The sequence below is a fragment of the Spirulina sp. 06S082 genome, from assembly GCF_034932145.1.
Lineage (GTDB): Bacteria > Cyanobacteriota > Cyanobacteriia > Cyanobacteriales > Spirulinaceae > CCY15215.
Window position 1 is genome coordinate 1 of sequence record NZ_JAYGHV010000021.1, and the last position, 24520, is coordinate 24520.

A 24520-nucleotide genomic window follows, 5' to 3' on the forward strand; every position below is an offset into this window, starting at 1 on the left:
TTATACATTTATCGAACTTTTTGCCGGTATTGGAGGCTTTAGAATTGCCTTAGATAATCTCGGCTGTCAATGCGTTTTTTCATCAGAATGGAACAAGTTTTCTCAACAAACTTACAAAGAGAATTTTGAGGGAGAGATTTTTGGAGATATTAGCAAAATCCCAGAACAAGATATTCCCGATTGCGATATTTTAACGGCTGGTTTTCCCTGTCAACCCTTTAGTATTGCTGGGGTAACTAAACATAATGCCCTCGGTTCAAAACATGGATTTGAACACGAAACCCAAGGAACATTATTTTTTGAAATTGTTCGCATTCTGAAAGAAAAAAGACCCAAGTGTTTTATTTTAGAAAATGTCAAAAACTTGCAAAGTCATAATAAAGGCGAGACATTTGGAATAATTACAAAAACCTTAGAAGCAGAATTAGGTTATCAAATTTACCATCAAGTTCTAGATGCCCGTTCAATTGTACCACAAAATCGCAAACGCATTTTTATTGTGGGTTTCTCTGAACCGACTGAATTTAATTTTCCTGAATTGCCCAATCTTAACCCCAAAGTAAAAGATATTTTAGAAACCGAAGTAGAAGAAAAATATACATTATCAGATCGCCTCTGGGAATATTTACAGGATTATGCAGAAAAACATCGCCTAAAAGGGAATGGTTTTGGTTATGGTTTAGCCGATCTTGAAGGGATTTCCCGGACCTTAAGTGCAAGATACTATAAAGATGGTGCAGAAATTTTAATTCCCCAAGCGGGCAAAAATCCACGTCGTTTAACTCCCCGAGAATGTGCAAGATTAATGGGTTTTCCCCATGATTTCAAAATCCCAGTTTCCGATAATCAAGCCTATCGCCAATTTGGTAATGCCGTTGTTCCCCAAATTGTTCAAGCCATTGGAGAGGAAGTTTTAAAAAGTAGGGGTTTGGTCTCCAAACCCAAAGATTCTGATAAAATCATCCAATAACCAACAACGAATAACCCAAAACTAAGACTATGTTTGACGCATTAGCCGATCGCCTCGACGACGCATGGAAGAAACTGCGCGGTCAAGATAAAATTTCCGAAACCAATATTAAAGACGCAATTAAAGATGTTCGTCGCGCCCTTCTTTCCGCAGACGTTAACCTGCAAGTAGTTAAAGATTTCATCCAGGAAGTCGAGAAAAAAGCCCTTGGTGCCGATGTTATTTCTGGGGTTAACCCAGGACAGCAATTTATTCAAATTGTCCACCAAGAACTGGTACAAATTATGGGGGAAAGTAACGTCCCCCTCGCCCATGCAGAAACAGCCCCTACAGTTATTCTCATGGCGGGCTTGCAAGGAACCGGGAAAACCACCGCCACAGCAAAACTCGCCCTTTATCTTCGCAAACAAAACCGCAATTGTTTACTCGTCGCTACAGATATTTATCGCCCTGCGGCGATCGATCAGTTAGTCACCCTCGGGGAACAAATTGATGTCCCTATATTTGAGTTGGGCACCAATGTCGATCCCGTAGAAATTGCCCGTCAAGGCTTAGAAAAAGGCAAAGAGATGGGAGTGGATACGATTATCATTGACACGGCGGGACGCTTGCAAATCGACCCGAAAATGATGGGAGAATTGGCTCAAATTAAAGAAACCGTGCAACCCCACGATACTCTGTTGGTAGTGGATGCAATGACGGGACAAGAAGCCGCTAGTTTAACCCGCACATTTCACGAAGAGATCGGCATTACGGGGGCAATTCTCACTAAAATGGATGGAGATAGCCGAGGAGGTGCCGCCCTCTCCGTGCGCTGTATTTCCGGTCAGCCGATTAAATTTATTGGAATGGGGGAAAAAGTAGAGGCTTTAGAACCCTTTTATCCCGATCGCCTCGCTTCCCGCATTCTCAATATGGGAGATATTCTCACTTTAGTCGAGAAAGCACAGGAACAGATTGATATTACCGATGCGGTCAAGATGCAGGAGAAAATCCTCGAAGCCCGCTTTGACTTTGATGATTTTGTCAAACAGATGCGCTTGTTAAAAAATATGGGTTCCTTGGGGGGAATTATGAAGATGATTCCAGGCATGGGAAAATTGAGCGGCGATACCTTACAAAAAGGAGAAGATCAACTCAAGCGCACGGAAGCGATGATTAATTCTATGACGAAACAAGAACGTCAAGACCCAGATTTATTAGCAAAGTCCCCCAGTCGCCGCCGTCGTATCGCCAAGGGATCGGGACACCAAGAGAAAGATGTCTCTAATTTAGTGCGGGATTTCACAAAAATGCGAAATATGATGCAGCAAATGGGACAAGGACAAATGCCTGGGATGGGAATGCCTGGGATGCCTGGCATGGGAGGAATGGGGGGACTTGGGGGCATGATGGGGGGAGGAATGCCTCGTCCCGGTTTTCGCGGTCACGGAGGAGGAAATAAGAAGAAAAGCGGCGGTAAGAAGAAGAAAAAGAAAGGTTTTGGTAATTTGTAGCGTTGAGAGTTGGTGGCGATCGCCTCTCGAAACAATGCAGATATAAGGCGATCGCCTGGACTTAAAAGGAGAGGGGTTTGGTTAGATCGGCACAGAAGCGATCGCCAACAATTTGAGAATGGGTGTGGATGGGTTGACTGTGGGTTGTGGTGGTTGCAGGAAGAGATTTAAGGTGAAGAGATATCTTTTGGCAAACGAGGCGATCGCTGCCTGGAGTCAAGTATTCCCACGCATAAACCGCAGGATCGTTAGAGGTTGCTTTGCTGGGTGTAGCAGAGAAAACCACCAAGAGGGCGATCGCCAAACCCAAAACAACAAAAACTAAATTTTTAGCCATAATAATTCCTTGGTAATAAATACACCAGAGTGGACTACAAATCGAGTCTTCTTCATTCCCAAAATAACAAAAAATTATGGGGATGAAGCAAATAGGCAATAGGCAACAGGCACAATAGTAAGCGATACAGTTGGGTTTGGGGGTAGGGGCGCAATGCTTGCGCCCTGAAATTATGACTTCAATAGGGTCTGTGGTAACTGGATTTGGTATAAGAAGGGATTTGAATCCCTGGCGGATCTGGCTATACTCGTCATTTTCAGCATGACAGACCACTAGGTTGCGATCGCGCGGTCTTGATTCAGCTAAAATAAAGCGAGATTTTCAAGCAAAAAGTCTGGAAGCAGGATTCATGTGGGCAAAAATTTGGCAGTGGTTGAAACAATTGTGGCATCGGTGGTTTGGTGGAGGGACTCCTCAGCCAGTGGTTTTAACGCCCCCACAACCCTCAAAGCGCGATAATGCGGAATACGAGAGCATTTTCATGGGGTTATTGGACGAGGTGAATGCGGGAAGGACGCGAGGAGAGTTGAAGTTCTTTATTGCTAAGAATAAGGTGCGAGATGAGGAGTTGACAATATGGTTGCAAGGGTTTGCGAGGGAGTTACAGGAGGAGTCGCGGACGGCGGAATTAAGGGAGAGGCTAAAGCATTTAGGGCGGTTGGATATCGGTCGGGTGAGTCGCGAGGCGGGTCGGATAGTGCGAGAATGGGAGGAGAGTCGGGGCAATGTTTCAGAGGGTCTGGAAGGCTTAGTGCAGGTCATCCCAGAGGGTCAGAGTAATCCTCCTGTAACGGTTCCAAATCCTCCAGAAAATCCGCAAACAGCAAGCAATTTAGAAACCCCTCAAGACATCAATCCTGAAGCAGTGACTTTGTACAATCGGGGTCGAGATTTATACAATGCAGGGGATATTCAAGGGGCATTATCTTGTTTTGAACAAGCAATAGAAATCCAACCCAACTTCCACAATGCCTACAATGGTCGCGGTACTGCCCTAAATGAGATGGGAAGGTACGAAGAAGCGATCGCCGACTACAACAAAGCAATAGAAATCCAACCCAACTACCACGATGCCTACAATAATCGCGGTCTTGCCCTAAAAGACATGGGAAGGTACGAAGAAGCGATCGCGGACTTCAACAAAGCCCTAGAAATCCAACCCAACTACCACCTTGCCTACAATGGTCGCGGTTATGCCCTAAAAAACATGGGAAGGTACGAAGAAGCGATCGCAGACTACGATCGCGCCCTTGAGATTAAAATCGACTTTTGGCAAGCATACGCTAATCGAGGTTGGGCAATCTTTAACTCTCGCGGCTATGAAGCAGCCCTTGATAGTTGGGATGAGGGATTAAGTCATCTCGATTCGGAGAAAGAACTCCTCGGCTGTGCTACTTTACATCAATGCAAAGGCAATGCCCACTACGCCCACGGCAAACGACAACCTCTCTCTCCTCCCTTCTTCCGTCAAGCTGTTTACAGTTATCTCAACGCCCTCAATCTCCTCCCAGATGACCTCAGATTCCTCGAAACATCCCTCGAAATCATCCAAGACCTAATCATCGTTTACCGCGCCCTGGGAGAGCCAGAAAGTGCCGCAGAATGGGAACTGAAAGCCATCACCCAACTCGATCGCCTCCTCCGCGCAAACCGATCCCCCGCCAAAAAACTCCTCCTCTCCCGCAAATTCAACAGTTTCTATCAGTTAAAATGCGACAGACTCGCCCAATCTCGCAACTCCGCAGATTATTGGTTAGCCCTCGCAGAAGCGGAAAAATGGAAAAACCTAAGTTTGCGCTGGCTGCGGGAGGGCTGGATCGACCCCCCGAAGCAGACCGAGAATCGCCCCTCTCTCCCCTTCCCCAACGACGCAACAGCCGTATTATATTGGCATCTCAGCCCTTGTACCCTCACCCTCTTTCTCCTCATCCCCCACCGCGATCCCGTCATTTTCACCCATCCCGTCGATCCCCCTGGCAAAACCGCCGCCGATGAAAATATAAGTGAGTGGCTAAAAAACTGGAAACAAACCTACAACAACAGCCGCAAAAAGAAAAAAGAGGATAATTCCTCTCCACAATGGGAAACAGACCTCCCTTCTCACCTGCAAACCCTCCAGCAACTCCTGCAAATCGAGACAATTCTCTCCACCCTAAAAACCAGTGAAACCCCCATCAAAAATATCATCCTCATTCCCCATCGAGACTTGCACCTGTTACCCCTGCACGCCTTGTTTCCCACCTCAGTAGATGCCGATTTTATTTTCACCTATCTTCCCAGCCTAGAAATTGCCCAGAATTTAATCGCGAAAAAGACAACAAAACCCGCATCTTTTTCCTTCTTGGCCATTGAAAATCCCAAATCAAAAATAGACCTAACTTTTGCAGCAATGGCCGGAAGATTTATCGCCCATCTGTACAAGATTCTCCCCCATTCTCGCCTCATCAAAGAACAGGCCAGCAAAGAAAATATCCGCCAAAATTTACCCCAACTCGCCAATGTTCTCAACTTCATTGGCCACGGTAGTTATAGCCCGGAAAATCCTCTCGAATCTACCTTATATTGTGCCGAAGATGAGCCGTTAACATGGCAAGAATTGTTTGCAGAAGAGACAAGAATCGAGCTTCCTGCTTATTTTCTCGTCTGTCTAGCCGCCTGCGAAACAGGACTCTCAGGAACAAGCAATTTTATTGATGAATTAGTTGGCTTTCCCAGTGGTTTTCTCTCTCGCAACACGACCTATATTTTATCAACTTTGTGGATCGTTAAGGAAGATTCTACTGGCATTTTAATGATGGAATTTTTTCGCTATCTTCAAGCGGGGAAAACTCCTCCAGAAGCCTTAAAACAAGCACAGGATTGGTTAAAAAATATCACCAATTCTCAGTTAGCACAATGGTACATCGATCGCTCTGAGGAAGTCAAACAAGACGATATTACTCAATGGGATAATTTAAGGAGTCAGGCATCGACTTATCGAGAAAATCCCGATTTTGTTCCTTACGAAAACCCTTATTTTTGGGCTGGTTTTGTGTTAACGGGACTGCCTTAAAAGCATATCTCCTGTAAAGTAGCATTCTCCAATTGCCAACAATTCCAGAAAAAAGATTATAATTGTAATAATAATTGGGATTTACATATTGACTCGCTAGTGGTCTGTCATACTCAAAATGATGAGTATAGCCCGATCCGCCAGGGATTGAAAATCCCTGTCTCATACAAAAAATCCATTGAAATGGATTAGGGTTATCGCGATCGCGCTGCGTAAGTCCTGAATAAAAAACTATAGTCAACAAAATCTTGTAGAACAATGCAACAACAAAGCGATCTCTCTATTTTTAGTGCCTTTATTCTCGCCCTTTCCCAATGCGATCGCGATCGCGAGGCCACCCTGCGCCCTCAACTCAATGCGATCGCGGAACTTTTACCAGAAAAAGTCGAAGAAGCAGCCAAACAACTCCTCACTTTTTTGGTCGCAGATGAATCCTTGTATCCTATTTATAAAACCTTTCGTTATAGTTTACAAGAACTCTATAAAGCCAACTCCCAAAAAGCCTGTATTTCTCCCAAAATCAATCAAAACCAAAACGATCCCATTCCCTTAGAAAACCATAATTTGAATCCTGGAGATTGGCAAAAAGTCAGTAAATTTTATGCCTTGCAAAAAGATGAATCTTCCCGATGGAATTTACTCGCTGCGATTAAAAAAATTTTCAGTTCTTACCAACCCATTGCAGAAAGTCAAAGAGAATTTGCTAAACTGAAAGATGCCCCATGATATTATCGCGATCGCACTATATTTTACTATTAACTAGGGAGTTTTACCATTAAATAGTGGTCTGTCAAGTATTTTTTAGCGGGTAAAGGCGATCGCGATAACCCTAATCCATTTCAATGGATTTTTCGTATGAGACAGGGATTTTCAATCCCTGGCGGATCTACAATTTCGAGACATTATTTCTGATGAGTGAATTGATTTATCCTCATGTTTTACTATTAAGTTACTATTCAAATGGCGATCGCCAATATCCCCCCAACCTGCAAGTTGATGACCTAAGCTCTTTAATTAGTCTTGACAAATATGAAGTGAAAGGCTATAGAATTAAACAGTCTTTGAACAATATCAATAGTCTCTTTCTGATCTGCGCTCTCCAAACCGAAGAAATACCTCCCGACTACGATCGCTTCTACACCTTAACCAAACAACTCCTCACCGCCCGAGAATTAGAAGAAAAAACAGAGAAAGACACGGAGAGAAAAATCGGTCAAAAAATTGGTCAAACTCTAATTTTAATCGGCTATTTGCCTCCTTTTGTAACGTTTAATCAAGAAAATTGCCAAAAAGCCGCTCAATCTGCTTATGAAAATTTAGGACAGATAAAAGCACAAACTTGGTCTAGTCCCCAAAAAGCAGAAAAATTCGGCGCACAAGTATTCTCACTGGGAGAAACCCCGATCGCCGCCCAGACAGACTCTGAAAAAATAGAGCATATTTTAATTTTCATCTACCGCGATCGCGCGGCGATCGATGCGATCGGCGATTACTACCAAGATTGGCTACAATTGTATTGCTATTACCATCTTATCGTTTCCAGTTATCGAGAAACTCGGGCAATCAAAGCCGATATTAAAAACTATTATTCTCCTGCTCTTGTATTTATCGAGAATCCCAATTATCCTAAAGCTCTCATTGAGTGTACCCTAGAACAACTCGAAAAAGCAATCTCAGAAAGTGCGCTGCAATCTTCCCAATATACCGAAGGAATCAGCAGCCTAGAAACCCGAAAAGCTGCTATTGAAACCAACCTCGATAACTACACAAAACAATTAAAAAAATTCAGCGAAACCGATAAATTCAGCGAAATCTTCAACCGACACTATCTCCCGCAAATCAAGCAAGATATTACTACTTTAACTCCTGGTTTAAGATTGCATGAAACTTGGGTCAATACCCTGCGAGGAATGGTAGAAATTCAACGCGCAAAAAGCGATCGCGATATTGAAGCGTCGATCGGTGCAGCCGGAGTTGGTGCAGGGGTTTCTTCTGCGGTAGCTTCTGCGACTTCTGCACTGGTTAAAGACTTTGAAACTGATTGGAGTCCCGCACAAAATTTGACCGTAGTTTTAAGCGTTAGTTTACTCTGTGGATTAGGTTTGGGACTCTTAACTTTTTATCTCCTGAAAAAGCGGCGATCGCGTTGAAATTAGAGTAACTTTAAGATGAATCTTCATTATAACTTAATTCTGCCAAATCTATTTCATTTAATTTAGACTTAGGCAGAAAAACACCTTTTAAATCCGCCCCTTTCCAGTTAATTCCCTGTAACTTAGCTTCCCGTAAATTGACCCGAAATAGAACAGCATCGCTTAAGTCTGCATTCGTTAAATTAGCATCCTCTAAATCCACACCCATTAATTCTGTTTTGCGTAAATTCACCCCATCTAAATTGACCCGGCGAAAATAAGATCGGGTGAGATCGCTGCCTCGTAGATCGGCAAAACTCAGATCGCAATCGAGTAACTTTGCGCCTGTTAGATCGGCACCTCGCAGATCGACTCCTTGCAAACAAACACCATCTAATTCTATTCTGGTTAGGTCGGCACCTCGCAGATCGGCTAAAGCCAAATTAGAGCTTTGTATTGTTGTCCCCGTTAAATCTGCCTTCCTTAAATCTGCTCGCATCAGATTAACATTTTTGAGCATTGCTTTTCGCAAAATAGAGCGACCGAGATCCACTTGACTGAAATTAACATCATTTAGAATTGCTCCACCGAGATCGACACCAATCAGATCCGCTTCTTGCAGATTAACCCCAGTTAAAATAATCTCTTTCAGAGAAACATGAGGAGCAATTAAATAGGCACCTAAATCGGAAAGTTCAATGCGATCGGAACAGATTGTGTGATGATTATAAACCGCTTTATTTAAGAGAGTTCCATTCAAATTTGCACCGCTTAAATCTGCACCACTTAAATTTGCACCACTTAAATTTGCACCCCCTAAATTCGTACTAATTAAAAGCGCACGAATTAAATTTGTTCGTCGCAAATCTGCATTTTTCAAATCTGCATTACTCAAATTAGCATAGCTTAAATCTATCCCTTGTAAAGAGACCCCTGGTGCCAATAAATGTGCCGCTAACTTTTGCTGATTAATTCCTTCTGGAAAGATAGTTCGATTGCTGTAAAGCGCCCCTTTTAAACTCACATTGTTGAATTGTACGCCTCTTAAATCTGCACCGCTTAAATTAGCCCCCACCAAATTAGCTTGGTCTAAATTAGCCCCCACCAAATTAGCCCCCACTAAATTAGCAGCAGAAAGATTAGCTCGCGTAAACTCAGTCCCTACTAGATTTGCTTCACTTAGATTTGCTTCCCTTAAATTAGCATCAGTTAAGTTGGCTAAATTGAGAATTCCTCGGGTTAAATTACACCGGGTTAAATTGGCACTTTGGAGATTAGCTTCAATTAAATCTGCATAACTGAGAATGGCTTCACTCAGATCCGTTTCCGTTAAATTTGCGCCACGAATATTAGCTCCTTTTAACTCAGCCCCGGCTAAATTTTTGCCACTTAGATTTTGATTTCTTAAGTCTAAACGGTTGAGAAAATCACCTGTATTCATGCGATCGCATTTTTCATCCTATTTTCATCGCAATATTAAGAAAATCGATTGCAACAAACCAATGAGAAAACCGAGAAATCCTCCTAAATTAACGATCGCCTGTAGTTCGCTTTTGACAATACCCTGAATCGTAGTCTCCAGTTGTGCCGGAGAAGTTGCGTTAATACGGTTAATAATAACGCGATCGATCGCTAAAATCGGAATAGCCTGAGCCACTAATTTTTCTAAGTCCCGCTCTAAATAACGTTCAAGAATCAAAGCAAGTTCCCAACTTATTGTTTCAAGGGAAGTATTAAGCACCTCAGAATTACGCAATCGTTTAATTAAAATAATCGAGAGTTTGTCCCAATCAATAGAACTCCCCAAACCTTGAATGAGGGTGCTACCTTTATCTTGAATATAAATCCGAACGGTTTCTCGGGTAGTTTTGCGAAGTTGTCGGACTGTGGAGAGAGGAAGATTTTGCAGGGAAAGATTTTGTAACCAACGACGAATGCGATCGCGAATTTCTAAAGATAAAACTAATTCTTTCAGTCGTGCATTAGCAATTTCTTTTTCATCTAAGCAGAAAGTTCGCAAGCGTGCCAGGGAATTTTTGATCCCGAATAAATTGGCCACTACCCAAGTTGTACCGCTTGTTTTTTCCCGAAATCCTTCATCGATAATCGCAATATTGCGATCGGTGAGAAAGTCTACTATCGCCTGTCGCAGGAGATCGGGAGGGAGAACGACTTGTAATATCCAATCGGCAAATTGACGCGCTTGAGGGTCGCTGAGGCGAAAATCCAAGAGGACGCGATCGAACATATGATTGATTTGATCTTCGAGAAAGTCTTCTTTTCTAGCAAAGACTTGAATCAGTCGCGGTAGGGAATTATTAAATAAATCTCGTAAAATTTCCGCTAGAATTTTGGCGGTTTTCTGTTCTTTATCTTCCTGAATTTGTTCGATCGCCAAGCGCAGCAGCCATAATAATGAGCCTTGGACGCGATCGGGGGTCAATAGTCGTTTAGTTAATTTTTGTAGCTCTTCTGGGGTCAGCAACGACCCCATAATCGTATCGGAAATACGTCCAGCAAGGCGTTCTTGGTTGCGAGGAATTAAACCAGGAGTAAAGGGAAGACGACGCTTGCCGAAATAAATAGGTTTATAAGGACGAAATAACATTTGAATGGCTAAATCATTGGTGAAATAGCCTATAATTCCTCCTGCTACGGGAGGGATAATCAGAATCCATAAATCGGTCATTTATTAGTTGATAGTTGATAGTTGATAGTTGATAGTTGATAGTTGATAGTTGATAGTTGATAGTTGATAGTTGATAGTTGATAGTTGATAGTTGATAGTTGATAGCGGGGAGTTAGAATTTTTCTATTTTTCTAACACCAAGACTCCCATCAGTCCCCCCAGAATTGGATAGTGGATCGCTGTTTTAAATCCGGCTGCTTTTCCTAGTTTAACTTGTTCCGTGCCGAGGGGAAAACGTTCTAAGCTGGGAAAAATGTACTCATAATCGGCTTTGAGGGCAAATTTTTCGGCGGTGGGAACAACGATATTATCGAGATACCATTGTTGAAAGCCTTGCATGAGAGGAAGTGCGGGACGGTGAAAATCTAAAATGGCAACTTTTGCCCCAGGTTTGAGAACTCGGTGTAATTCTGCTAGACTTCGGGGAATATCAGGAACATTTCGCAACCCATATCCCATTGTGCCGCAGTGGAAATGATTTTCCGGAAAAGGGAGATCGATTGCATTGCCTTCTACCCAATTAATCGGAGGAGAGGGTATGATTTGACTGGCTTTTTGCCAAGCGATCGCCAGTTGTTGCGAGGAAAAGTCTAAACCGATAACTTGTCCTTCTTTTCCCACTTGGTTAGCTAATAAAAATGCTAAGTCCCCACTCCCGCAACAAACATCTAAAGCGCGATCGCCTGGTTGGGGATTTGCCCATTTTACTGTCATTTGCTTCCAGACCCGATGCAGCCCCCAACTTAAATCTTGGTTGAGGCGATCGTACACTGGAGCAATGCGATCGAATAGCGCTTGAATATCAGTATCTGTCATGGGTAGGGTTTGCGAGGGACAATAATTTATGCTATAAAACTAATAATGGCATTTTCACGCGTACAATGACACTGGAGACACCATCAGAAAAGACTCTCAACAATATATCTAAAGATGTCAGGAACTCACCGCTAAACACTTGAGCTTTCTAGCGGGAGCTTGAGGGAATCCTCATCTCCAACCTGACCAGTCTAAGCGTTAAATCGCTACGTTATCTGGGTGACGAAACCTACGAATGCGTGCCAGTTTGTAGCTCTTTTGTTAGCAATTAAACAGGTCTAAATGAGTTAAGCCAGTGTTGCTAACCTAAAAAGCCCAGATAACCTTGACGAGGCAAACTTTACCCCGAAAGGGAGGCTCGAAAGAGCAAAACCCGTTATGCGTACAGGGTTGTTTAATTAGATACAGTACTTGTCCTGTTAAAAATGCAATACAAAAGCATCCTAATTAAACAACTCCAAGGCGGTAACGGAACCAATATAAAGCCGTCCTATAAGGGCGGGGTTTCTACCCATTCTTCTGATGAACACACTGATTCGCTTTGCTCAGACTCCCTTGTTTGTGGCAATTCCTCTCCCACTAACCCTATCGGGTCTAACGGGAGTCCCCTTGCCACATCTTTGATGGCGAATCTCGAACAAATTGAGGCCGCAATTCTTTCCCTTTCATCTCCTGAACTTGAGAAGCTGAAACGATGGTTTTTTGACCTAGATTACGAACACTGGGATAAACAGCTAGAACAGGACATTGCAGAGGGAAAATTAGAGGCTTTAGCTAGAGAAGCGATCGCAGAGTTTGCAACTGGGGATTGTCTAGAAATTTGATGCACTACACAACTCGACGATTGTGACGTTCTCTCCCGTTAACCTTTTCCTTTACTCGTCGCGATTCCTCTCCCGTTAAATCGGAGATTCTAACGGGAGACCCCTCGCGACATTTAGTTAGGTCAAAACTTTTACCTTCTACCCATTACTACTTACGGCCACAAGGGCTAAAATAGCTTGCTGAGAGGCGAGATGAATGAGTTTGATTTCCTCTTCGTTGGGTTTGGGAGATTGCGTCCATTGCAAAGATAGTAAAGCAAGCGTGCGATCGCGGAAAATTAAAGGGAGAACTAAGTGAACTTGTACTCCTGCATTCGTGTATGCCTCGCTGGGTGGCTCGCTTCTGTTATCATTGACCCAAACTTCGGTTTTTCCGGCAGAAAGGGCGCTTTGCACGAGGGAATCCCCCTCTAAGGTCAAGGGAATATCGCCCCCCTTACTATAACTTCCCGATACAGTTAGGCTTTCTGCTTCAAGGGCATGAAAACTACAACCATCCGCCATAAAACTCTCTCCAAACGCCTTCGCAAGGGGTTCGAGGCAATCTTCGATGGATGAATGGGTACTCGCAACCGTTGCGATCGCCTCCAGCAACGTCGCTTGTTCTTGGGCGCGGTGTAATTCTTCTGTTCGCTCTTTGAGAATCTTATAAGTATCGGCAGCGCGATCGACAACCTCCTTTAACTCATTAGGGTCCCAGGGCTTAGTAATATACTTATAAACTTGTCCCGAATTAATCGCTTCAACCAAATCTTCAACATCGGTAAATCCTGTCAGGATAATGCGTACCGTGTCGGGAAAATCGGGGACGGTTTTACTTAAAAACTCTGTTCCTTTCATCTCCGGCATACGCTGATCGGAGATAATGACGGCGACTTCGCCTTCAGCTTGCAAAACATCCAAGGCATTTACGCCACTGTCTGCTTTATAGACTCTGAAATCTCGTCGAAAAGTACGATAGAGTAAATCGAGATTGTCTGGTTCGTCATCGACAACGAGCATCTTGGGTTTTTTTGGTCTTTCCATGCTGGTGATTTGGCGCGTTACATTATCAAGATCGGACAAGGAATAACTCATAAAAGTACAAGCCGTATCTGTAAAAAATTGGGATCGTCGATCCTTAGTAGAAGAAAGTTCACCCTAATCTATCTTCCCCTATTTTTCAATCCTATCAGGAGTTGAATTACCCCGATTAACCAAAAAGAGGTTAGTCTGGGCTTCGGGCTTCATCGGGGACTGCTCATTGCTCAAGGACTGGATTTACCCGATCGCGAATTCAACGCTAAAGATAATATCGTTAAAATCTTTATCCCCTAATGCAGGCATATCCTCAAACCCGTAAATATTATCCCCCAATAATTGAATGTGATCGCGGGTATCGCTATTCCCTCTGGCAAAGGAAAAGTAAATGGCAGGATCGTTGCTGGCATCATTATCGAGTAATTCGTCAATTGTTCCGTCGGCAATGATAAAAGGAGCAAAAAGACTGCCACCTTGTAAAGTTGTAACACTGCCTCCACCACCGCGATCGAAGGAAATGCCGCCCCCTGGTTGTTGACTGGCTAACAATACTACTTCAATATAGCCAGAACCTCCAGGACTGACAAGCTGCCCGGTAACGGGATGACGAACAACTCCCGACTCGTTTTCAATTTTATATAAACCAACGGTATTAGAAAATGCAGCTTCACTGCGGACGGTGGGAAAAACTGAGCGAATATCTTGACCCTCTAGGTCTCTAAGGTCGATTAATTCTGATTCTCGCCCTCCTTGGGCGCTGGCGGCAAGGTCTTGCAGGGAAAGAGGGTTACGGTTTAATTTAACACTCATCACCAGATCGGCATAGTCCTTATCGCTACCGTTGAGAGATTCTTCCCATCCCAAGGTAAAGGCGTTATTTCCTCCCGTAACTTGTAAGTGGTCGAAGTTGTCAGCATTGGCCGCAGTCGAGGAGAAATAAACTTCGGGTTCCCCAGCATCTCCCCACAGGACTGTATCTCGCGTTCCTTTAGTGATGAAATAAAACATGAAGCGATCGCCGGAAGCAACGGGCAAATTGCGAGTTAAGTTCAAACCGCCGATGAGATCGTCGGACTTATTGGAGAGAACGTTGAAAATGGTCGTTCCTGCCCGCAGTGCCGTGTCTTGAAAGTGGTCTTTGTCCTGGGATACGCCATTAACGCGATCGCTGGCATCTACTTTAAAGATGCCAACTTCACCAATGCGATCGCTGTCGCTGGGTTGTAGGGTAATCTCTAAGCTGGCAAATCCCCCATCTCCGGTGACGGTAAAGGTATCGTTGCTTTGCAATTCCAGATTGAGGGGAGTGTTAATAACCCCTGGGGCGCTAACTGAGGCGATCGCCCCCCCTTGAAAATCCAGGTCTCCCCGTTGATTGTCGGTATAGTGCAGGAGAATGCGATCGCTTTTGCCATTGCCATCGAGATCGAAGAATTGCGCCCCAGTGTTGCCATTGTAAACAAATTCAAACCAGTGCGGATTGCGATCGTTGGGTTCGGGTCCGTAAACCCAGAAGGTATTATAACCAGGGTTTTCCGGTTCGTCGGGGAGAAGCAAACTGAGGGTGACGGAGGAGGAGGAAGAGGGAGGACGCAAGCGGAAATCGAGAAAATCAAAGGGGAATCGCCCTCCTCGGGAGAAAGGATTCCTCGGTGCGTTTAAGGCGGGATTGCTAATGCCTTCGGCAAAGGTAAAGTGCGTTTCTTTAGAGGTGGCTGCGAGGGTGATAAAGGTGCTGATTTTGCCTGGATCGCCATCAAAGGTAGACAAGGAAACAACATTGGCTTGCTGGCTGTCCTGGATACCATCTAAGTTGCGATCGCCGGCGACTTTTTCCATTTGATCCGATACGCCGTCCCCATCTGCATCGGTGCCAAAATTTTCTAAAAATTTAATCGTACCTTGGGCATTTCCCATCAAGACATCAATATCGCCATCGCCGTCGATATCCCCCAAGGTGGGAGTGCTAAAGACTCCGGTGATACTATTTCTGAAGGGGCTGGGCAGGTCAAAAACTGGGATGAAATCTGGGGTTGTCGTCGTCCCTGTATTGACGAAATAGATTAATTCTTCTGCATTGCGTCCCGCCAAGATATCCAGGTCGCCATCCCCATCAATATCGCCAATACTGGGGGTACTAAAACCCCCGATGCTTATCAGTCCAAAGGGATTGGAAATAGGTTGGGCAAAGCTGGGATTATTGGGGGTTCCGGTATTTTCCAGGAAACGAATATCTCCGAGGGCAGTTCCCACGAAGGCATCAAAGTCGCGATCGCCGTCGATATCGGCAAAAACTGGGGTGGCATAGGTGCCAATATTACTCCAGCCAAAGGGATTGGTTTCTGGGGCTTCAAAGTCGGGTTGTTCAGGTGTCCCTTTATTGCGGAAGAAAAGCACATTCCCGACGCTATTCCCGATAAAAGCATCAAAGTCGCGATCGCCGTCAATATCGATAAATGTGGGGGCGCTATCGGTACCGACTCCCGTAAGATTAAAGGGGTTATTTTGTGGGGCTGCAAATCGGGGTTTGGTGGGGGTGCCAATATTCCTTAAAAATTCAAGATTGCCATTGTCATTACCGACAAATACATCCAGTTTGCCATCGCCATCGATATCGACGAGGGTGGGATGGCTGAATTCTTGGACTTTGAAGGTATTGAGGGGATTGCGATCGCCAATGCGATCGATAAAGCGGGTGGGTTCTAAAACGACGGTTTTAACGGTGGCTGTGCTGCTTCTGCCGTCTTCATTGGTAATGGTGTAGGTAAAGCGATCGTTGCCAATATAGCCCGAAGGGGGAATATAAGCCAAAAAATTATCTTGCTGGATAATGGTGCCGCCGTTAACGGAAGTGCTATCAAAACGCTCTATTTTGATGGCTTGTCCGTTACTATCGGTATCGTTCAACAGGACGCGAATGAAAACAGCGAAACCTGGAATGGTTGGGGCTGCGTCATTACGGGCAACGGGGGGGCTATCGTCATCAAGGATAAAGGCGGTGGCCTTGGGGCGGACAATTTCTGCACCATTGGCGTTACTCAGGGTAATGGAGAAACTTTCTGTGGGTTCTATCTCCGTATTACCTTTAATCACTAAGTCGATGGTTTTACTGGTTTCTCCTGTATCAAAGGTTAAGGTGCCGCTTAAAGCACTATCGATACCTGCTTCATAATCTGCTATGGCGATCGCGGTGCCGTCGGCGATCGTATAATCCACGGTAACGGGGGCAGAGGGAGTTCCGGTGAGATTAACGGTAAATTCAATCGCTTCGTCGGTTTCCGTCTCTTGAATCGAAAGATTAGCAACACTCAAGCCGACGGGGGTTGTGGGTAGGGGAACAAAATTTTCGATCCAGTCGGTAAAGGAGGAAACCCGGGTATAAATGGCGTAAAAATTGGGGAAAGCAACTCCGACACCAAAGCTAACGATCCCCGCTTGAACATCGCGATCGCCTTCTTTGACCAGTAACGGACCGCCACTATCCCCAGGTCCGACGCTTCTGCCTCCTTCGGGAAACCCCGCCGCCAGCATACTATCTGTGATATCACCGTTATAGGATTGGGGATTATTCGCGACTTCATTAGCAATAATGGGAACATCAACTTCGTAGAGACGAGTCGCACTCGGTCCGCCATTACTTAAAGCCCCCCAGCCGATCGCTGTGGAAAGAATGCCGGGAGAGGTTTGATTGTAGGGGTCTTCCGACTTCAGCAATTCTACGGGGGTAATATTGGTGACGGGGGTAGAAAGGCGGATGAGTGCCAGATCGGATTCAAAGGTGGCGGGGTTATAGTCGGGGTGTAAAACGATTTCGGCGACGCTGTGACGGGTACCGCCACTGCTGAGGGAATTGGTTTCGAGGAGAACTTCTATGGTATCGGCGTTCAACCCTTCAACGCAGTGGGCGGCGGTTAAAATCCATTCGGGGTGTATTAGGGTTCCCCCGCAAAACTGTGCGGCGATATTGTTAGACTCGTTAGCACGGACGATCGCCCCCATCCAAGGATACTCTCCATCGCTGGCCAAAACGCCGCCGACAATGCGCGGTTCCCGGCGGCTACCGTCAGGGCGATCGCTGCTAGATCCGAGTTCGGAAAGCAAGGGAGAAACAAAGGTTTGCACGTCTGAGAGGTCTGGCATGGCTTGAGGGAGAATATCTTGCCTGCAATTATAAGCGGATTTTGCCTTAACGAAAATAGGAGAAGAACTGCAAATCAAAATCCAAGTCTCTTATACGATCGCGATCGCCTCAGTCATGTCTCCCATATTCTTCGCTTCAAACACGATTTTTGAATTTTGAGTTCTGAATTCCGTCTGGGTTGATTTTTTTTTGCGTAAGTCTGGAAGTTCAATCGTAAATGTTGTTCCCTCGCCCAATTGAGAATAACATTGTAATGTTCCTTGATGACGTTCGACAATAATTTGATGGCTAATAGAAAGACCTAATCCCGTACCTTTCCCCACAGGTTTTGTCGTAAAAAAAGGCTCAAATAATTTCTTCTGGGTTGTTTCAGCGATTCCCGGTCCATTATCTTCTATGCGAATTTGAAGGCGATCGCCTTCTTTCAAGGCGGTATGAATGATAATGTGAGGCGTGCGGTTTTCTTTAATAAAAATTTCTTTGTGTTGTTCTAGGGCATCAATGCTATTACTCAGAATATTCATGAAAACTTGATTTAATAAGCCTGCATGACATTCAACAAGATTGGAACAATTATATTCTTTAATAATTTCGATTTTAAATTGACTATCTGCCGATTTAAGGCGATGTTGTAAAATCAATAAAGTGCTATCAATTCCATCGTGAATATTAACTTCTTTCATGTTTGCTTCATCTAAACGCGAGAAGTTGCGTAAGGACACGACAATATCGCGAATTCGACTTGTACCGAGTTGCATAGATTGTAATATTTTGGGTAAATCTGCGGCCACAAATTCAAATTCTATCTCTTCTAAAAAGTCTTGAATTTCTGAACTGGGATCGGGATAATTTTGTTGATAAAGGCTAAGAACAGCCAAGAGATCGCGAATGTAGCGATCGGCATAATTGATATTACCATGAATAAAAGAAATTGGATTATTAATTTCATGGGCAATTCCCGCCACTAATTGACCCAAACTCGACATTTTTTCAGCTTGGATCAGTTGTAGTTGTGTTTGTTTTAAAGTTTCGATCGCTCGTTCCAGTTCTTGGGTGCGCGATCGCGCTTTTTCAGCCGCTTGACAACTTTTTTGATAAAGTTTATGTTGATAGTGACTAATGAGCAAATCTTGTTCTTCTTGTTCGCTTTGATACTGACTGACGACACGATCTAAGGCTTCCAGCAAATGGCGATCGGCTTGCTCTAAAATATATTGTAAATAACGATTTTCAGGGTGTAATTTTTCTGGCTCAATTTCGACTAAACAACGGACTGCATCGACAAAACTGCGAATTTTTCGATCTAAATTAAAAGGCGGTTCAAAGTAAATTTCGGCAATTTCTGGCGATAGATTACTCGCCAACTTTAAAGCCGGATTGCCACCAATCAGACCATTGTGAGAGTGTTCCATTAAAGTCGCGAGTTCTTTTATTTCTTGCTCGATCGCTTTTCTCTTATCTGAAGAAGAAATAGTCAGTAATTTTAATGCTAATAATGCTATTCTTTGCGAGAGCATTCGCTGTCTCCCACTAATATTAATAACCGCAGCATTAACTTCTCGAATTGCAGTAATATGTTCTGTGTCTAAATATTTTGTTAACACGAATAAAACTAAAAATCGACAACCAATTTGAGTTTCAATGAATTTGATAGATACACCCAGCAAGAAATACACAAAATCATTACACAAAATCATTGTTGCAGACCTGGGAATTTTTCGATCCGTTTTGCATAGAGTTAGAGATACAATAATTCCAACTAATGCACTAATACATTTATTTTCTGAGATCGTAGCAAGAGTTTCATAGGCTCGATGTTATCAGGTATACCAAATAAAGTCTATTATGTAAAGAGTGTATGCAATCTATGCAAATTTAGTTCGATTGCAATCGTATATTTACGGATATCTAAGCCATAAATGTTTTATTCTTTAACTTAAAAGATTAATCTGAGAACCTGTCGATGTTTTACTGACTTCGATGCGATGTTCAAAGGCTTCTTTAAATCGGTTCATGTGAGTTACGGTGAGGATACAGGAAAAATCCGACGCGATCGCATTAATTGCAGCAATAAGGCGATCGCATCCTTCTGCATCTTGGGTGCCAAATCCTTCATCAATAATTAATAGTTGTAAAGATGCTCCCGATCGCTGTGCTAATATCTTAGCTAAGGCAAGACGAATGGCAAAGTTAATACGAAAGGCTTCTCCTCCGGAATAGGTTTCATAAGCGCGAGTTCCCCTCGCATCAGCGATAACAATTTCGAGGGTATCGATGGTATTATTCGTTTTTTTACGGCTACTAGCGCTCTTTTTCGCCTTCTGGGTGACGAATTGAACGTGCAGTTGATTGCCAGTTAATCTGGCTAAAATTTGATTGGTTTGTGCTTCCAATTGGGGGAGAATATTTTCAATCATTAAGGCTTGAATGCCATTTTTACTAAATGCTTTTGAGAGTTCTTGATAGACGCGATATTGTCTGCCAACTTCCTTTAATTGTACTTTAGTTTTTTCAGATTGAACTTTAGTTTCTTGCAGTTGGGTTAACTGTTGGTCTAGTTTTCCTTGCTTGGCTAAGAGTTCATCTAATTGTTGCCGTCGCTGTTGAATAATGCGATCGCGTTCTTTAATTTCGTTGCGATAGTCGGGAATTTGCTGCATTTTTGCGACCAATTCATCTAAATCTATCTTGATTTTGTCGCGATCGCTTTCCCGAATTTTTAGTCTTGTTTGTATTTCCTGCAAATTACTTTGTAGTTGGGGTAATTGTTCTTCAGCTTGTTGTAATTTGTAATGTTGAATATCCCATTTTTGTGCTTTCAATGTCTGCAAAGTTTGGCGTGCAGTTTCGTGGCGATCGCGATCGTAACCAATTGCCGTAAGTTTAGCTTCTATTTGTTGAATTTGCTGTTGAATATCTGAATCTTGACGCAAGCGATCGCGAGACTCTTGTAGGCGATCGCGTCGTGCTAATAATTCCGGTTTTTGTCGATCTAACTCTTTTTGTTTGCGTTTAACATCCTTGATTTTAGCTTGTTTAATCTCCCAATGTCGCAAGCGATCGGTTTCTCCTCGCGCTAAAGCTAGGTTTTGTTCGTCATAGTCGAGTTGGGCAATTTCGCGATCGATATTTTGCAATTCTGCTTGTAGATCGAGGGCATAATTTTCAATTTTTAAAGATGCTTCTTTCTCTTCGATCTCTCCTGCAATTTCTTGTAGGCGATCGTAGTCTTCATCTCCTGTTTCTAACTCTGCTTCTAACTGTCCCTTTTTATTATAAAGATCGCCATAAGCATTAATTTGTCGCGTCAGTTGGGCGTATTCTTCTCGTAACCCGTTTAATTCTACTTCACAGGTTGCCATTTGTTCGCGAATTAGCCAAATTTGCTGTTGATTCTTCTCTTGTTCGCTTTGCGTTTTACTAATAACACGATCGCGATAATGTTCGTCGAGAGGGCGATCGCATAAAGGACAAGCAGCATCAGGAATTTGCAATAATGCTAATTTTTGTTGCAATTTTTCAATCTGTTCTTCATAAGAACGTTGATTTTCTTGCAAACGTTCTTTGACAATCTTTTGTTCTTGTCCCTTATCTTGAACCCGCTTTTGATAGTTCTTTTTGTTCTCGCATTCAACTATTTTTTCTTCTATTTCTAAATACTCCAGACGGCGTTGAGGAATCCGTGCGATGCGATCGGCGAGTTCTTGTTGAGACGATCGCAATTGTTCCAGTTTAGCATTTAATTTTGCCTGTACTCTTTCGATCTCAATCTGTAGTTCGTTATGCCGTTGTAATAAAGGAGTAACTTGTAGTTTAAGCTGCTCTAACTCTTGCACGCGCTGGCGATTAGATTGTAGCTTTTCTAAGCCGCGATCGACTTCCTCTGATGTCGCGAGAATAGTTTGATTTTCTTGCTCCTGTTGGGCGATATTATCTAACTGAGTTTGTACTTGTTGAATTTTGAGTTCGATTTCGTTACTCTGTCGAGTTAATTCAATTTCTAGTTGACGTTTGGTTTCTTTTGTGCTTTGATAGTCTTGAAGTTTATCCGCAAGTTTCTCCTCTTCGCTTTGCCATGTTTTTAAGTCTTGATAGCCTTGTTTAATTTCCTCACTGCGCTGCAAGAAACTCTCAGTTTCTGTTAATTTTACTTGCATCTGTTCTCGATCGCGCAGAAGGCGATCGCAGTCTCCCACGGTATTGCGATATTGGCTTTGCTGCCAGGTTAATTTCTTTTCTTCATTGTCGCGATCGTGTTCTGCCAATTGCAAGGTTTTGAGTTTTTGATCGTCTATATCTTGCAAGTCTTGCAAACCCTCCAATTGTGCCGCGACAGTCTTTCTTTCTGTCTCAATTTCTCCTTGACGTGCTATTTTTTGTTCCAATGGTTGCAAACTTTGCTCCAGATACTCGGCACGATTTTTAAATTCTTTGGAAGTATCTTTTGCTTGTATTGATAACTCTTCATAACGATCCAGCTTGAGCAAATCTGCCAATACTTTTTTGCGTTCTGATGCCGTGCGTAACATAAATTCATCGGCTCGTCCCTGACGTAAATAAGCAGAATTAATAAAAGTATCGTAGTCGAGTTTAATATCTTTAATAATCTGTTCTTGCGTTGGTTTAATCCCCTTCCCCGTCAAAGGGCGAAATCTTCCCGACTCGGTTTGAATTTGGAACTGAAGGTCTGTGCTGCGTCCTCGTTGGCGACTGCGAATGATACGATAAGTTTCGTGGTTAACAATAAAAGTAAAATCAACTCGAACGGTCTTTTCTCCAGCATTGATAACATCATCCGTCCCCACCCGACTTTTCCCCCAAACCACCCAAGTAATGGCTTCTAAAAGGGAGGATTTCCCCGCCCCATTGGACCCGCAAATACAAGCAGTATGCAAACCTTGAAAATCTAGCTTTGCTTCTCGATAACTGAGGAAATTTTTGAGAATGAGTTGTAGGGGGATCATTAGATTACCAGGATTGAGACTACCAAAATATAAATCTAGAATAACAGGACAACTGTACCCTTGAGCAAAAATTAACTAATTTGAAGTCGATTTAACTTACGGCAGCCATTTGGGATTAAAACCAATGAAAGGTAATTCCTCTAATTGAGGTGCCGTCTCCATTTCCTCGAGAGAAGCGGGGGGAATTAATAACCAAATCGTCCCCGTTGCGATCGCCTCCCCAGAATCTGTTCTGAGAATATTTTCTTCAGTCAATTCTGGATCGACAATAGTTTGGTCAAAAATCAAACCGACAGTATCGGGAGAAAGGCTGAGATGAGTATCTTGGTATTGTGGCAAGGTTGTCAACGGCACTACCTTTTTGCTATCGAGATCGATGACCGCAATATAAGGCTGTTCCACATAGTCAACATCTTCAATTAAGTTCGTCAGCAAACAATAAAGGCGATCGCCCTGGGCATCAAATTGACAATTAAGAATCGAACCTTTGGTATCAAAAATCTTTTCTTCTCGCCCTTGATTATTGACCAAATAGAGCGATCGCGTATAGAGTAAGTCGGGATTATTGCGATTAAAATCAACCATTACCGCCGATGCACCATCCGGGGTAAAATCCAAAACCATACCAAATTGAGCAAAAAAGCCCAAGGGTTCCGCATCGGGTTGCGGGGAAAGCAGGGCAACCCCTTCTCCTTGGGTACTGGCAATGGTTTGATTGTCTGGGGCGATGAGAAAAACACCCCCAGGGGGATTATTTAAAGCCACAGGAGAATTATTATCGCGAATGACCCATAACCCCGCATCTTGAGGATCTTCTCGGTTGACGCGCTGCACTACTAACATATTCCCATCCGCAGAGAGATCGAACTCAAGAATTTGATACTCCTCGTTCGCCAATACTAAATCGATTTGTCCGGCAATTTCTGCGCCATCCCCATAGAGTCCCGTCGTCACGCGATAGAGTTGTTGTTCGAGTAATCCGTCTTTGGTCACTTGGCGATCTGCGGCACCAAAAAGAATGGATTTCCCGTCGGGATAAGGTTCAAATTCTGTAATGACAAGATTGGCGGGAGTGAGGGGAATTTTCTCTTGTTGGGTGAAATTATAGAGAATGAGTCTACCTCTCTCTTTCCCTTCCAAACCGATATAGGCAAAAACACGGTCGGGGGTTTTGAACTCTGCTGTAAAGGGTTGCAGGCGTTTTCCAGGGCGATCGCTGCCTTGGAACTTTTCTGTGGCGCGTTGTAGTTCCACCCGGTAACTGTTACCGTAAGGGGCAGGAAAATCAAGGGTATAAGCCATTCTTCGCCCTGCCCAGCTAATTTTTCCGGGTAAGGGGTCTTTTAAGTCCAATTGATCGGGAATGGTAATTTTGAGATTATTTTCAACACTTTCCCGAGACATGGGACGGTCAAATTTCAACACGAAGGCGGTATCTTTGGCGTTAACAATGCGATCGCGCCAACTAAATTCGCGCACTTTTGGACCCGTTTCAATAAGACACCGATCGCCCCAACAGAACCAACCTCCCAAAATCAACAAAATTGTGACGAGACTGAGGGTTAGTATCGTAACAATGGCAGCGCGATCGATGGCGTAGAGATCGATAAATTGTTTTTTCATCGGTTATTGTTTGTTGATTGTTGGTTGCGGGTTATGAACAAAGAACAAATAACTAGAACTCGTAAGGATTAGAAGGAGTGTCAATTTTATTGGCATTGGTTGCATTAATCACTAATCTTCGTTCTCCATTCAGTTCTTCTGTGGTCATAATTCCTTCAATTTTTAACCAAGTATCGGGGGGAAATTGATCTCGAGTTGAAGGCAGTTTTACGGGGAGTCCGACGGGATAAGCATCGACAGCACAACAGGTAATCACAAAGCGAGAAATCATGAGATAATCTTTTGGTAGACTGTCTATATAAACGACAAAACCAGTTACATTTGCAGGGAGATCGGTATAGGCATCAGGTTCGGGATAGGCATTAAGGGTGCGAATCCAATCCATAAGGGTGCGATCTTCGGGTTTGATGCGGGCGGCAAAAGATTGGACTTGGGTGCGGGTAAAGGGGAGAGACT

At 43.6% G+C, this 24520-nt stretch carries 16 protein-coding genes; 6 read left to right on the forward strand and 10 right to left on the reverse strand.

From position 1 onward, the window contains the following. Both dcm and ffh read left to right on the forward strand, forming a co-directional pair. The coding region (dcm, locus tag VB714_RS03365) for a DNA (cytosine-5-)-methyltransferase (protein ID WP_323221173.1) at window positions 1-970 on the forward strand (970 nt) is incomplete at its 5' end. 29 nt (window positions 971-999) lie between these two features. Then, window positions 1000-2466, forward strand: coding sequence for a signal recognition particle protein (gene ffh / locus VB714_RS03370; RefSeq protein ID WP_323221175.1), 1467 nt, complete (start codon window positions 1000-1002; stop codon window positions 2464-2466). A gap of 61 nt (window positions 2467-2527) precedes the next feature. Here the strand turns inward: ffh and VB714_RS03375 are convergent, their stop codons facing one another. Next, a complete protein-coding gene (locus VB714_RS03375; protein WP_323221178.1) occupies window positions 2528-2803 on the reverse strand; it encodes a hypothetical protein in 276 nt (91 codons plus the stop codon). 349 nt (window positions 2804-3152) lie between these two features. Between VB714_RS03375 and VB714_RS03380 the strand changes: the two genes are divergently transcribed. The 3 genes from VB714_RS03380 (at window position 3153) to VB714_RS03390 (ending at window position 8005) form a co-directional block, all read left to right on the forward strand. Further along, a complete protein-coding gene (locus VB714_RS03380; RefSeq protein ID WP_323221180.1) occupies window positions 3153-5855 on the forward strand; it encodes a CHAT domain-containing tetratricopeptide repeat protein in 2703 nt (900 codons plus the stop codon). 258 nt (window positions 5856-6113) lie between these two features. After that, complete coding sequence (locus VB714_RS03385; RefSeq protein WP_323221182.1) at window positions 6114-6581, forward strand: hypothetical protein; 468 nt, start codon at window positions 6114-6116, stop codon at window positions 6579-6581. 185 nt (window positions 6582-6766) lie between these two features. Beyond that, window positions 6767-8005, forward strand: coding sequence for a hypothetical protein (locus VB714_RS03390; protein ID WP_323221183.1), 1239 nt, complete (start codon window positions 6767-6769; stop codon window positions 8003-8005). Window positions 8006-8018: 13 nt separating this feature from the next. Here VB714_RS03390 and VB714_RS03395 read toward each other — a convergent pair whose 3' ends face one another. From VB714_RS03395 to ubiE, 3 genes are all read right to left on the reverse strand, one after another. Continuing rightward, a complete protein-coding gene (locus tag VB714_RS03395) occupies window positions 8019-9428 on the reverse strand; it encodes a pentapeptide repeat-containing protein (protein WP_323221185.1) in 1410 nt (469 codons plus the stop codon). A gap of 24 nt (window positions 9429-9452) precedes the next feature. Beyond that, window positions 9453-10676: a DUF445 domain-containing protein gene (locus VB714_RS03400; RefSeq protein ID WP_323221187.1), complete on the reverse strand. Its 1224-nt coding sequence runs from the start codon at window positions 10674-10676 to the stop codon at window positions 9453-9455. Window positions 10677-10799: 123 nt separating this feature from the next. Next, window positions 10800-11492 carry a bifunctional demethylmenaquinone methyltransferase/2-methoxy-6-polyprenyl-1,4-benzoquinol methylase UbiE gene (ubiE, locus tag VB714_RS03405; protein WP_323221189.1) on the reverse strand — a complete coding sequence of 231 codons (693 nt, stop codon included), beginning with the start codon at window positions 11490-11492 and terminating at the stop codon, window positions 10800-10802. Window positions 11493-12115: 623 nt separating this feature from the next. Here ubiE and VB714_RS27280 point away from each other — a divergent pair. After that, a complete protein-coding gene (locus VB714_RS27280; RefSeq protein WP_416309593.1) occupies window positions 12116-12316 on the forward strand; it encodes a hypothetical protein in 201 nt (66 codons plus the stop codon). A gap of 138 nt (window positions 12317-12454) precedes the next feature. On the opposite strand, the gene VB714_RS03415 is transcribed toward VB714_RS27280, so the two are convergent. The 6 genes from VB714_RS03415 to VB714_RS03440 form a co-directional block, all read right to left on the reverse strand. After that, entirely contained in the window at window positions 12455-13393 is a 939-nt protein-coding gene (locus tag VB714_RS03415; RefSeq protein ID WP_323221193.1) for a response regulator, read from the reverse strand. 183 nt (window positions 13394-13576) lie between these two features. After that, on the reverse strand, window positions 13577-17476 hold the full coding sequence (locus VB714_RS03420; RefSeq protein WP_323221195.1) for a trypsin-like serine protease: 3900 nt from the start codon (window positions 17474-17476) through the stop codon (window positions 13577-13579). Between the two features lie 90 nt (window positions 17477-17566). Continuing rightward, window positions 17567-19081: an ATP-binding protein gene (locus tag VB714_RS03425; RefSeq protein ID WP_323221197.1), complete on the reverse strand. Its 1515-nt coding sequence runs from the start codon at window positions 19079-19081 to the stop codon at window positions 17567-17569. Window positions 19082-19408: 327 nt separating this feature from the next. Then, window positions 19409-22441: an exonuclease subunit SbcC gene (sbcC, locus tag VB714_RS03430; RefSeq protein WP_323221199.1), complete on the reverse strand. Its 3033-nt coding sequence runs from the start codon at window positions 22439-22441 to the stop codon at window positions 19409-19411. A gap of 96 nt (window positions 22442-22537) precedes the next feature. Continuing rightward, the gene (locus VB714_RS03435) at window positions 22538-24064 is read right to left on the reverse strand and encodes a hypothetical protein (protein ID WP_323221201.1); all 1527 of its coding nucleotides are present in this window, start codon (window positions 24062-24064) and stop codon (window positions 22538-22540) included. A 52-nt stretch (window positions 24065-24116) separates the two neighbouring features. Next, window positions 24117-24520 (reverse strand): TIGR03943 family putative permease subunit (locus VB714_RS03440; RefSeq protein ID WP_323221203.1); only part of this gene is annotated, 404 nt, incomplete at its 5' end.